This is a genomic window from Cryomorpha ignava (genome assembly GCF_010686655.1).
GTDB classification, from domain to species: domain Bacteria; phylum Bacteroidota; class Bacteroidia; order Flavobacteriales_D; family Cryomorphaceae; genus Cryomorpha; species Cryomorpha ignava.
Map to the genome: position 1 here is coordinate 88,149 of NZ_JAAGVY010000001.1, position 12,643 is coordinate 100,791.

The window sequence follows — 12,643 nt, forward strand, 5'->3', positions numbered from 1 at the left end:
AAACTCACACCGAACACCAACGTCCGAAGGGAAGCTCGAACTGGGAACTAACAACCAAAAACTAATCACTAAAAACTAATCAAAAACTCACACCGACTCCGCCACAACTTCTTTTACAACAGGCAATTCAGCTGTCAATATACGTTCTATTCCCTGTTTAAGCGTTACAGTAGAAGAAGGACACCCAGAGCAAGAACCGCGCAACTCAACAGTTACCACACCATCTTTAAAAGAAACAAAATCTATGGCGCCACCATCGCTCTCTACAGCCGGTTTTACCATTTCTGTCAAAATGTTTCTTATGGCATCATCGTATTCACTTGCCTCGATATTGGCATATTTTTTCGGCTTTTCAGCTTTTGCTTCAACACTCTTTTCTTCCGGAATTCGCTCAACCGCCATTTCAGTTTTTACCAGATATTCGCGGATGAACTCGCGCAACTCAAATGTTATTAAATCCCAATTTAAATCAGCCGATTTTGTGATAGTTACAAACTGGTTGGCAATAAACACTCCCTTTACAAAAGGAAAATTAAAAAGTTGGTAAGCAAGCTCCGACGAGCCTTTGGCCTCAGATTGAGATTTGTATTCTACCGGATCTGACGATTTAAAAATAATTCGGTCAGATACGAACTTCATTGTATTTGGGTTGGGAGTAAGCTCCGCATATAGTGTAGTTGGAAACATGTCTTGAAAATTGTATTTTTGCAAAGATAAAACCTTTATTAGACTCCTTTGAATCAAAAGCGACATAATAAAATTTCCTGGTGGAAAACTACAGGCAGCCTTATTCTGGCAATGTCTATGCTGGTGTATTCCGGATTTTCGGCGGTTACTACTATGGAGTGTTTTATGTCTGGCACCAAGACGGTTAAGGTAGGTTCTGAAGACAGTTGCTGCAAAGCAGAAGCTGCTCCTATTGCCTCATTAATTGCAAAATGCTGCGATGTAGAAAAATCGGAAGTTACCTTTCACAGCTTTAAAGTAGAGCACAAAGATTTCTTGCTTCTGCCCTTGCTTTCGACTTTTGTTCAGTTTGAAACCTATTTAGAGCCTTTTCTATCGACACAACAATTTCTTGTTGCTCAATTCGCTCATGCGCCTCCCCTCTCGGGTCGCGACATACTCACCCAAATTTGCAAGTACACCGTTTGATTTTAAGCTTTTTGAAATTCTATTTCTAAACGCTTAAATCAAAATTATATGTACAAATACATCCTAATATTACTTGGTATCGGGATATTTTTCCCTGCCAAATCTCAATCGCTTCAGGGCACAGTTCGCGATAAGCAAACCAAAGAATCTTTGCCCGGTGCAAACGTTTACTGGAGCAACACTACTACCGGTGCCATTACCGACACCGATGGGAAGTTCTCTCTTGAAGCTGTAAAAACTCTCCCACACACCCTAATTGTCAGCTATGTGGGCTATCGAAACGATACCCTTTTAGTTAAATCAACAGAGAAACCGCTTACCATTTCGCTTTCATCGACCGTGGAAATGAATGCTGTGGAAGTAACCGAAGATCGGGGTGCTTTTACCATGTCATCCGTAGACAAGCTTAATACAGAGCATATCAACCGCGGCATTTTGCGAAAAGCTGCATGCTGCAATCTTTCCGAAAGTTTTGAAACAACGGCATCGGTAGATGTGGTGCTAAACGACGCCATTACAGGTACTCGCAAAATTCAAATGCTCGGTCTGGATGGAGTTTATGTCCAAAATCTATTCGAAGGAATTCCATTTACCCGCGGGCTGGCAAATGTGCAGGGATTCGACCAGATTCCCGGACCGTGGATTAGTGCTATACAGCTCACCAAGGGAGTTGGTACAGTGCAAAATGGATATGAAAGCATGACCGGCCAAATCAATATCAACTTCTTACCTTCAGATGGGGATGAGACGATTTATTTAGACGCTTTCGCGAATAGTCAAAACCGATTAGAAGCCAATGCCGTATGGACAAAACCACTAAACGAGCGTTGGTCAACTGCCCTTTTCTTTGGTGGAAACATAGAAAACAAAAGAATTGATAATAACAAAGATGGCTTCATGGATATGCCTCTGCGCGAAGGAATAAAACTGATGAATCGCTGGAAATACGCTGGTGATTTTCTACGCAGCCAGTTTATAGTACGATACAATACCGAAGAACGAACTGCAGGGCAAATTGGCTTTGATTATGACGACGATTTTGGTAAGGGCAGCAACTACGGTTTCGGTCTAAACTTCGATCAAGTAGAAGTTATGGGGAAAGTCGGAATACTCTCAAAAGAGCGAGAAGACCGGAGCCTGGGACTTACCGCTATTTATAGCTACACCGACGTGGATTCGTATTTCGGAAATACAATTTACAAAGGTGTTGAGCGATCAGCGCGTTTCAACTCACTGTTTGCTAGTAAGTTTTCGAAATATTCTGATCACAGCTATACAGCGGGAGTTCACTTTCTCTACGACAATTATGAAGAAACTTATGCCGATTCGGCTTTTTCGAGAGAAGAAATTGTGCCGGGCGCATTTGTGGAATATACTTACGAGAGACCGCGATTTACTTTCGTGGCCGGACTCCGATCAGATTTCCACAATTTATATGGCACTCAAATTTCACCACGTATGCACGGTAAGTACAACTTAAAACCACTTACGACGCTAAGAGCTACATTGGGCCGGGGATTTAGATCGCCCAATGCTTTCGCTGACCAACTCGGGGTTTTGGCGAGTTCGCGTCACGTGCGTGTCTTGCAAACACCCGAAGCTGAATCGAGCTGGAATACCGGAATCTCGCTCTTGCACAAATTTCAATTATTCGGCAAGGATGCCGCATTCAACGTAGATTATTATTACACCACTTTCGAAAATCAACTGGTGGTAGATCGCGATACTGACGTAAATCAATTGCTTTTTTACAACCTGAATGGAAATAGCGATGCCCATAGCTTTCAAGCCGATATTCAAGCAGAAGTGGTTAGAGGACTTGGCGTAAAGCTTTCGTACAAATATCAGATCGTAGAAGTGGATTATATTTCAGGAAAACTGGAAAAACCACTTGTGCCTAATAACCGAGCTCTTTTTAATGTTGGCTATACATCGCCTCAAGGGAAATGGTATATTGATGCAACGGCCAACTATTACGGTTCGTCACGCTTGCCTGACACATCGCAAAATCCGGAAGCTTTTCAAATTGCTTCAGATTCGGAAGATTTTTTTATTTTTAACTCGCAGATTACTCGCGTACTCGGAAAGTTTGAAGTGTATGTAGGGGCAGAAAATATTGGTGACTTTATTCAAAAAGATGCCATTATTGATGCGGAAAATCCTTTTGGATCAAATTTTGATTCATCAATGATATACGGCCCTGTAAATGGACGGACCTTCTATGCCGGAGTGCGCTTAACCATTACAAATCCAAAGTAAACAAAACAATTTAATAGAATTATAAATTTAAAAACCACAAACAATGAAGTATTTAATAGCAAGTATCCTATTCATTCTCACCTTTTCGATGGCTTCGGCTCAAAAACAAGAATTGGTTGTAAAATCTACCATCGTTTGCCAAATGTGCAAAGAAACTATTGAAGATGGCTTGGCTTATACCGATGGTATAAAATCAGCACGTGTAGATGTAGATGCTAATGAAATAACTATAAAGTATAAAGCCAACCAAATTTCTGAAACGGAAGTTAAGAAGGCCATTACTGATCTGGGCTATGCCGCTGGCGATATGCCTGCCAACAAAGAAGCCTACGACAAATTAGACGGATGTTGCAAATCAGGAGGAGGGTGTGATTAATCAAAAACCCATTATCCAACAGATTAACGGTATGGCTCCCTTCATCGGGGAGCATACCTTTATTGCTCCAAATGCTACGATTCTGGGCGATGTTCATATCGGATCTAACTGTAGCATTTGGTATCAGGCTGTTCTTCGTGGCGATGTGGGCAGAATACTAATTGGCGATGAAACCAATATTCAAGATGGTGCTGTTTTGCATTCCACTACCGGCAAAAGCCGAGTAACGATTGGAAACAGAGTTACCGTGGGGCATCGCGCCATTGTGCACGGCTGTACCATTCACGACAATGCGCTGATAGGAATGGGCGCCATAGTGCTCGACAATGCGGTGGTAGAAAGTGGAGCGATTGTAGCTGCCGGAGCTGTTGTTCTTGAAAATACTATTGTACCGAGCGGCACCATTTGGGCGGGCGTGCCCGCCAAACAAGTTAAGCAATTAGATTCCGACGAATCAATTGAGCAAATGCGCAAAATGGCTGAAAGTTATGTGGGGTATAAGGATTGGTATAGTTGATTTTTAAATCTAACTTGATCCCGCAGGTTTTAGAATCCCGCTTTGCGGGGGTGGATGCCACTTACATACGCACGCCCGTTGGTCGACGAAGCGTCTCTAATAATTATAGTGAGGAATAGATTGGTAGAACTTGAACAGAATCAATCAAATCTAACTTGACCCGCAGGGTGGATGCCACTGCGGAGCGACTCATAATTTCAGGGAGGAATAAGTATGAATGCAATCAATCAAATCTAACTTGATCCCGCAGGTCTTAGATCCCGCTTTGCGGGGGTGGATACCACTTACATACCTTTAGATTTGTCTCACCCTTTTAATCTTTTCAAGATTGTTGATAGTGTTGTTGAAAAGAGGGGGTTTGGGGGAGACTCGAAACTTCGTAAAATTGTGAATAAAAAAAAGAATGGGGTGAACTATCTTACATACTAGGCCTCTATGCCTACAGTGCGTATTAGTCCCCATTCTTTTATAACCGTTGTCAGCGCCAATTAGAATACTAGACGTTAGGGTCTCATTAAAGGTAATAGCGGGAGACAACATTTATTTATTAAAAACTCAAAAGTATGAAAAATTACAATGAAACTGTCGGAGTGGATATATCCAAACTCACCATTGACGTTCATCTGCACCTGATTAATCAGCATAAGCAATTTGCAAATAATGCTAAGGGATTTAAAGCCTTGCTCGCTTGGATCAAGAAGCATAAAGTAAAGTCAGATGAAGTTTACTTCTGTTTCGAACATACTGGTCTGTATTCACTTTCTTTAGCAGCTTTTCTAGCTGAAAAGAACATACTGTTCTCTATGGTATCCGGTTTGGAAGTTAAACGTTCGATGGGTGTTGTGAGAGGAAAGAATGATAAAGTAGACGCTGCCCGCATCGCAGAATACGCACTCCCATTGGTCGACGGAGCGACTCTAGATAATTTTTTTCATGAAAATGAAGTCTCGATACGAGGTCTAAATTACAATGCATTGCTAGCTGATTTAAACCCAAAGATTTTTCTTCTCGAGCTTTAGTTTTTTACCAAAAAAGAGTTTGGTACTCGCATCAAATGAAGGTGTAATATCCGATACATAAAAATGGTGAACGCCACCACTTTTTTGATTCAAGAGACCATGTTTTTCTAAAACGTGATGGGTGTGTTCTGCTACAATCTCTGTTGAGTCAATTACTTCAGTATGTGATTTATAATACTTCTGAACCTCATTTTTAATCAACGGAAAATGGGTACAACCCAATATCAATCCATCAATATCTTTGAGATTAGATTTGCTTAAATAAGAATCTATTATGGCCTGAGAAATATTGTTATTGAAAAATCCCTCTTCTATCATACTCACCAGCAGAGGTGTGGCGAGCATAGTTACTTTCAGATTCTCGTTACGCTTTTCTATACGCTTGGCATAGATGCGGCTGTTTACCGTAGCCTTTGTTGCAATTACGCCTATCTTTCCCTTACTAAATTTAGAAGCAACATAGCGCGAGGTAGGGTCTATTACATTAATTACAAGAATATCTTTCCCTGCGAGAGCTCTTACCGTAGTGGTAGCAACTGCCGAAGCTGTATTACATGCAATAACTACCGCCTTGCAGTTTTTAGACTTTAGAAATTCAAATATTCCCGCCGAGTACGTGCGTATTGCGTCAGGTGATTTGTCGCCGTAGGGCAAATGGGCTGTATCGCCAAAATAAATTATTTGCTCATTGGGCATTCTTTTCGCAATGGCCGATGCGACAGTGAGCCCTCCTATTCCGGAGTCAAAAATACCAATTGGCCGATTGTCTGATTTTGTTTTCAAAGCTTTAAAAGAATGCCCCTTTCGGAATTTTAGTACATATAAAATATTCAACAACCCATTTAAATTCGCGGAAGCAAACTACCGGCAAATCTATACCTCCCAATTCTCTTACTCGTGACTCTCCCCACACCTCACGCGAGACTCAATACGCAATACTCAATACTCAATACTCAATACTCATTATCAAAAGTACAAAACAAAAAACATCCCAAAAGAGGGATGTTTTTAAATTATGCTTAAACGGGAAGATTAAATTCCCAGTTTCGTTTTAATTTTCGGAGTTACATCTTCACCACCTGCGTAGAGCAAGCTTCCATTGCTGGCGTCGAATATGTAGGTATAAGAATCTGCTTTTCCAACCTCAACAGCTGCAGCGCGCACTTTGTCAATCATCTTGCTCATAAGTTCGTTCTGTTTATTTTCTATTTCGGTATAAGCCGTTTGCTGAAACTCCTGAATGCGTTTTTCCATATCGGCAATTTCGTTTCTGAGGCTTGTACGCATACCCGAAGTAAGGGTGGTGTCGCTTTGAAAATCGGCAGTTTTGGTTTGATAAGCCTCAACCATCGAATTCAATCTGGCTTCCAGTTTTTTCTGTAAATCCTGAACTTCCTTCTCGGCTGCTGCCCGTTCAGGCAAAAGGCTTACGATTTCTTCAAAGTTTGCATGGCCAAATTTTTGCGCCATAGATTGTGTCATTACTCCAATAGTAAGTACTGCCAGTAAGATTATTCGCTTCATATTGTATTGTTTGTATTCGTGATTTTAAAAATTATCTTTTGTTTCCTGTATCTCTTGATGGTTCTTCGCGCTGTTGCGAATTATCGTCTAAACTATCGCTGTCATCAGCATCGTCAGTAGTTCTGTCTTTTGCACTTATACCGAGCCTGCTTAGCACCCGGTCGCTTTTGTCGTACCGTGGGTCGGCGTATAGAATATTGCTCTGATTGGCCTTATCAAAAATTACTGAAAAGCCTCCACCCTGGGCTACTTCTTTAATGGCGTTGTAAATATCGTCTTGAATAGGCTGAATAAGCTCCTCACGCTTTTTAAACAAGTCGCCATCTACGCCAAATCGGCTACGCTGTAGCTCTTTCGCATCTTGTTCTTTTCTTACGATTTCATCTTCACGCTCTTTGCGCATCTCTTCAGTTAAAAGAACCTTTTCGGCCTGATAAGCCTTGTACAATCTGTCGATAGATTCGTAGCGTTGCTCAATTTCAGTTTGCCATTGCTTCGATAGCCTGTCAAGTTCTTTCTGCGCATCGCTATAAGATGCGAGATTCTTTAAAATATATTCTGTATCAACATAAGCATAGCGCTGGGCTGATGCCGAAAGCATACAAAAACTTGCTATAACTAAGGTGAATATGAGCTTTTTCATAAGTTCTGATGACTCTTTAGGCGATGAGCGAAAATACAATTTTTTTAGAGTTCTCCAAGATTCATGCCAATAGTAAAGTGAAACTGGCTGCGTGGCATAGATGGTTTAAGCAGTACATCATCAAATCTCCAACCGTAGTCGAGCCCCATAAGCCCAAACATTGGTAAGAATATTCGTAGACCAACACCCGCAGAACGATACATTCTGAAAGGATCAAAGTTTTCAATACCATCATAAGTATTACCTGCTTCCAGGAATCCAAGCGCAAAGATTGTAGCCGAAGGATTTGGCGATATCAAATAGCGAAGCTCCATGGTCTGCTTAATAACAATATTAGACCCGGTAGCAGGCGACAAACTCAAATCATCATATCCACGTAAGCCGATAATTTCGCGGCCATCAAGCGCAAATCCAGAAAGTGCAGAACCACCTAGATAAAATCTTTCGAAAGCAGATACGCCTTTATCACGGTTGTAATATCCCAAAAAGCCGAAACCACTGCGCGTCATTAATACTAGTTTTGGAGCAAGCTCGGTGTACCACTCGGCAACCAGTTTCCATTTGTAGTATTCCGCATTTTGATAACGCGTTTCATCCGTAATGTCACCGGCGTAATCTATACCATCCCAAAGTGAATAAGGAAGCGTGACTTTTGTATTTAAACGAATATTTGATCCATAACGCGGATAGATCGGATCAAAAACAGAGTTTCTGGAAAGGTTAAAAATAAATGACAAGTTATTTGAGGTTCCGTTTGAAAGAGCGAATATTCCTGTATTGTTTCCACTTCGGTAATTTTGAATATCATAGTACAGGTAGCTAACTCCACCCAGAATCTGGAAGTAATCATCTGGCCAACCTAGTCGCTTACCAAGACTTACACTACCACCGGTAATTATCAGTGCCTGACGCTCAAAACCGTTTGATTCTTGTTTTTTCGTAACCCCATTTGTTTGAATAGAGCGTTGAACACCAACTGTAAAGGAATTTGGTTTCTTACCACCCAGCCACGGCTCGGTAAACGATGCATTGTACGACTGAAAAAACCTTCCATTAGTCTGCGCACGAATCGAAAGTCTCTGCCCATCGCCTGATGGCAATGGATCCCATGCTCCAGCCTTAAAGAAATTGCGCATAGAGAAATTTGTAAACGACAATCCCAGCGTACCTACAATACTTCCTGCACCCCAGCCGCCCGAAAGTTCAATCTGGTCAGAAGGTCGTTCGGCAAGGGTGTAAATAATGTCAACCGTTCCGTCCTGATCGTTTTGAACAGGGTTGATCCCAAATGATTCAGGGTCGAAATACCCGAGCTGCGAAAGCTCGCGCTGCGTTCTAATAATATCAGACCGGCTAAAAAGATCGCCCGGCTTGGTTCTGATTTCCCGGCGCACTACGCGGTCGTTGGTCTTGGTATTTCCTTTAATTATAACTCTATTAATGCGGTATTGACGCCCTTCATAGATTTTAATCTGTACGTCGATTGTATCATTCTGAACACTTTTCTCAACAGGGATTGCTTGAAATGCCAAATACCCATCATCGAGGTAAAGCGAACTTACATCGCCCCCATTGGCACTCATGATTAGTCTAGACTCAAACTTAGACTGGTCGTAAATTTCGCCTTTCTCGATACCGAGTATTTCCGACAATTTTGAAGACGTGTATTTTGTATTCCCAACCCATTCAATATTACCAAAGTAAAACTGATTGCCTTCATAGATATCGATATCAATACCTACAGTACCATCTGGATTTCTATAAACAGAATCGTTCTGAATCTTCGCATTCCGATACCCCATTTCATTGTAAATCGCGGTAATCTTTTTCAGATCTTCGCGATAAGAGGCGCGGATAAACTTACTGCGCTTCCAAATTCGGAAGAAATTCTTTTCCTTGGTGTTTTTCAATGCCCGGCGCAGCTTGGCCTCAGACACATCATTTACACCCGTAAAAGTGATATTTCCAATTTTTACCTTATCATTTTTCTGCACGTCAAGAATCAGGTATTCGCTGTTCGGAACAAGCGTATCGGGATGTTGAGAAATATTTACCTCGGTATCGAGATACCCTTTTTCTTCAAAATATTTCTCAATAATATTAGAAGTATTTGTAAGGAGATTTTCGTTTACAATGGAGCCACGAATAAGATTAATCTTTTCGCGCAGGTTCTCGGCTTCACCTTTAGAAATTCCCTCAAACTTATATCTAGAAAGGCGAGGTCGCTCCACAAGTCCGATATCAAGAAATATCTCATTTCCTTTTATTTCGGAAATGCTAATCGTAATATTATCAAAGAGTTTTTGCTTCCAGAGGTTCTTAATGGCCTGTGAAATCTGGTCGCCGGGAATGGTAATTTTTTGACCTACGCTAAGACCCGAAAACAGGATAATGGCCTGTGTGTCAAAATTGCGTGCACCAGAAACGGTGAGACCGCCAATGGTAAATTCGCGCGGACTTCTATAATCTATATTAAAATCGCCAACACCAACCTGAGCCGTAGCCGGATGGTAAAAACCCATTATTCCCACCATGCAGGCGAGAATAAGATTAATGCGCGTTTTGTTCACTGATTTTCCCAAATCTTCTTTCTCGATTTTGATAAGCAACAACCGCTTCAAAGAAATTTTCTTTCTTGAAGTCCGGCCAGAGCGTTTCGGTAAAATATAATTCACTATAGGCGATTTGCCACAGCAAAAAGTTACTAATTCTTTTTTCCCCACTAGTTCTTATGAGCAATTCCGGGTCGGGGTAATTTCGGGTCTCAAGATATTGACTTATGGTATTTTGATCGATGTCATCGGGGGTTATCTCACCGCTTTTAACATCTCTTGCAATTTCCTGAACTGCTTTTTGTATTTCCCAGCGCGAACTATAGCTCAATGCCAGTGTAAGCGTAATACGCTCATTTTTGCTCGTTTTATCAATAGCTTCAAGCAAGGCATTGTGGCAATTTTGGGGAAGCATTGACAAATCGCCAATTGCTTTCAGGCTCACTTCATTCTTTTGTAGCGAATCAATTTCTTTGAGTATGGTTTGCACCAAAAGATCCATTAATGCCGATACTTCTTCGCGTGGCCTGTCCCAATTTTCGGTACTAAAAGCGTAAAGAGTCAAAAATTTAACGCCTATTTCAGTGGCTGCTTCCAGAGTTTCGCGAACACTGTTTACACCATTCAGATGACCAAAAACCCTGTCTTCACCGCGATTTTTAGCCCAACGACCATTGCCATCCATTATTACGGCGATGTGTTGAGGTACCAGATCTGACTTTATTTTACTTTTAAGACTCATATCAATTGCGGGCTGCAAATGTCTGAATTTTAGATCAGATCAGAAAACGAAATTTTTCGTGCTGGTTTTAACATGTTTGCCGGGCTAAACTTCCGGTTGCTGATTTAGTAAAATGCTTACAGAAACCAATGCCTTGTGCTAAACTTGTAAAAGTACGATTAATTGTATTAGAAGGGATAAAGAAATAGAAAAGCCGTAAGAATATTAACAGAATAGGTTTTTATTTTCTGAAAAGAGCTGGAAAACGCCTTAAGAAATGCGTGGGTAGCAACGATGTGGAGCTAAGAATTTGGTGTATGGAAAAATACCTGGATTAGTGTAAATCATACTCAAAACTTGTGTGGTAGCATCTCCTGGTACCGAAATCCAGTGCCGCTCAATTGCAAACTACTGTCATTCAATCCTTCCGCGCACCCCCGACCCCTTCCATACAGACTCCCAAATGGTCGAAAGGATAGTTTTCGCCGCACACATTTCGACTAAGCATTTCGACAGGCTCAATAACCACTCAATGCATCGCATTATCGTTCCGTGAAAAGCTTCATTTTAGTTATGCTAAATAATAGCATATTCATGAATAAAATTACTCCCGTGTATAATCTTTGCGGTTGCGCTCTTTCTGCATCCGACTAGGTTTTTTGCCGAGAGGAAAGCACAGGCGCGGGAAGGCACTGTTGTGAAGCTATCCTTAAGCTCCAAATATCCAAAGTCAAATTTCACTAAACATGTATCAAGTGATTAGTTAGACCACAGTAAATCCTTACGGACAAGGCTTTCTATCCAAAACTATTGATAACCTATTAAATAAAAAAGCTAAAGCTAATCCTTTCTGAAAAGCCTCTCTCGACTAGAGACTAGAGACTAGAGACTCGCGACTAGAGACTAAACGCTCCTAAAAGTACCGCGGATTTTTCGTTTTAACATCCTTACTAAAAAAGTCGTAGGTCAGCATAATCTCATGGCTTCCATTGTGATAATTTCTCAAATTACTGGTTCCAAAATCATACGAATAGCCCGCCTGTAAATGGTCAGTAAACTGAAACGAAACAATAGCTGCTACGGCATCCTGATAACGGTATGCGGCTCCAAGCCAAAGTTTTTGCTTAATCAAAAAGTTGGCAGAAACATCAAAACTCACTGGTGCGCCATTTACAGCTCTCACCACAACCGATGGCTTAAACATTACGCCTACACTATCTTGACTAAGGCTGAATACATAACCTGCCAAAAGGTAATAATGTCTGTTGTTCAAGTCCTCTCCTTTGCTTCCGGGATTGTTTCCGCTATTCAATTCATTTTCAAGAATCGTAGGGCTCGAAATACCAACATAACCGCGATTTCCGTAGTAATAAGCACCAAATCCAAAATTGGGAAGGAGGTTGTTTTCAACGTTTTTCGTAAATGCCGGGTCATTGGCATCTATATTATCCAGATCGCGCAAGTTGGCTTGATGAATTCCGAAACCGGCTCGAAGGCCGAAAGAAAGTTTGGCTTTTTCGCTTGTTTGAATTCTATATGCAAAATCTCCCCATACGCCGGTATTATTCGACGGCCCAATATGGTCGTTTTGAACGGTAAGTCCCAGACCAATTTTTTCATTTGGCAACGGACTGTGAATAGAAATAACCTGTGTAGATGGAGCACCGTCTAACCCAACCCATTGCTCACGCCACACAGCCGAGGCCGTAATAGCTTCACGGCTTCCCGCGTAAGCAGGGTTGACTACCAGCTGATTCCACATATACATGGTATAAAGCGGCTGTTGCTGAGCGTATGCCCCGGCAGCAGATACCAACCCGATGGTTAGCAAGGCCAACTTGAAAACACTTGAATTTTTCATCTTTTATCTCTTTAAA

Annotated in this window: 12 protein-coding genes; 5 read left to right on the forward strand and 7 right to left on the reverse strand. The window is 41.4% G+C overall.

From position 1 onward, the window contains the following. Positions 1 to 87: 87 nt before the first annotated feature. Positions 88 to 687, reverse strand: a complete 600-nt coding sequence (locus G3O08_RS00375; RefSeq protein WP_163282681.1) for a NifU family protein — start codon at positions 685 to 687, stop codon at positions 88 to 90. Between the two features lie 48 nt (positions 688 to 735). On the opposite strand from G3O08_RS00375, the gene G3O08_RS00380 reads away from it, so the two are divergent. The 5 genes from G3O08_RS00380 to G3O08_RS00400 all read left to right on the forward strand — a co-directional run bounded on the left by G3O08_RS00380 (position 736) and on the right by G3O08_RS00400 (position 5,326). Then, positions 736 to 1,155: a hypothetical protein gene (locus G3O08_RS00380; protein ID WP_163282682.1), complete on the forward strand. Its 420-nt coding sequence runs from the start codon at positions 736 to 738 to the stop codon at positions 1,153 to 1,155. A 48-nt stretch (positions 1,156 to 1,203) separates the two neighbouring features. Further along, on the forward strand, positions 1,204 to 3,414 hold the full coding sequence (locus G3O08_RS00385; protein WP_163282683.1) for a TonB-dependent receptor: 2,211 nt from the start codon (positions 1,204 to 1,206) through the stop codon (positions 3,412 to 3,414). Between the two features lie 43 nt (positions 3,415 to 3,457). After that, on the forward strand, positions 3,458 to 3,790 hold the full coding sequence (locus G3O08_RS00390; RefSeq protein ID WP_163282684.1) for a heavy-metal-associated domain-containing protein: 333 nt from the start codon (positions 3,458 to 3,460) through the stop codon (positions 3,788 to 3,790). Then, a complete protein-coding gene (locus G3O08_RS00395) occupies positions 3,783 to 4,307 on the forward strand; it encodes a gamma carbonic anhydrase family protein (RefSeq protein WP_317163987.1) in 525 nt (174 codons plus the stop codon). Before G3O08_RS00390 ends, G3O08_RS00395 begins: the two co-directional genes overlap by 8 nt. A gap of 563 nt (positions 4,308 to 4,870) precedes the next feature. Further along, positions 4,871 to 5,326, forward strand: a complete 456-nt coding sequence (locus G3O08_RS00400; RefSeq protein WP_163282685.1) for an IS110 family transposase — start codon at positions 4,871 to 4,873, stop codon at positions 5,324 to 5,326. On the opposite strand, the gene murI is transcribed toward G3O08_RS00400, so the two are convergent. From murI to G3O08_RS00430, 6 genes are all read right to left on the reverse strand, one after another. Then, the gene (gene murI / locus G3O08_RS00405) at positions 5,294 to 6,109 is read right to left on the reverse strand and encodes a glutamate racemase (protein ID WP_163282686.1); all 816 of its coding nucleotides are present in this window, start codon (positions 6,107 to 6,109) and stop codon (positions 5,294 to 5,296) included. The two genes, G3O08_RS00400 and murI, sit on opposite strands and share 33 nt — an antisense overlap. 249 nt (positions 6,110 to 6,358) lie before the next feature. Next, a complete protein-coding gene (locus G3O08_RS00410; protein ID WP_163282687.1) occupies positions 6,359 to 6,850 on the reverse strand; it encodes an OmpH family outer membrane protein in 492 nt (163 codons plus the stop codon). Positions 6,851 to 6,881: 31 nt separating this feature from the next. Further along, positions 6,882 to 7,493 carry an OmpH family outer membrane protein gene (locus G3O08_RS00415; protein WP_163282688.1) on the reverse strand — a complete coding sequence of 204 codons (612 nt, stop codon included), beginning with the start codon at positions 7,491 to 7,493 and terminating at the stop codon, positions 6,882 to 6,884. 44 nt (positions 7,494 to 7,537) lie between these two features. Further along, the gene (gene bamA, locus G3O08_RS00420) at positions 7,538 to 10,063 is read right to left on the reverse strand and encodes an outer membrane protein assembly factor BamA (RefSeq protein WP_163282689.1); all 2,526 of its coding nucleotides are present in this window, start codon (positions 10,061 to 10,063) and stop codon (positions 7,538 to 7,540) included. Next, positions 10,044 to 10,787 carry an isoprenyl transferase gene (locus G3O08_RS00425; protein WP_163282860.1) on the reverse strand — a complete coding sequence of 248 codons (744 nt, stop codon included), beginning with the start codon at positions 10,785 to 10,787 and terminating at the stop codon, positions 10,044 to 10,046. The genes bamA and G3O08_RS00425 overlap by 20 nt, the downstream gene beginning before the upstream one ends. Positions 10,788 to 11,679: 892 nt before the next feature. Continuing rightward, a complete protein-coding gene (locus G3O08_RS00430; protein WP_163282690.1) occupies positions 11,680 to 12,627 on the reverse strand; it encodes a PorP/SprF family type IX secretion system membrane protein in 948 nt (315 codons plus the stop codon). Between the last annotated feature and the right edge of the window lie 16 nt (positions 12,628 to 12,643).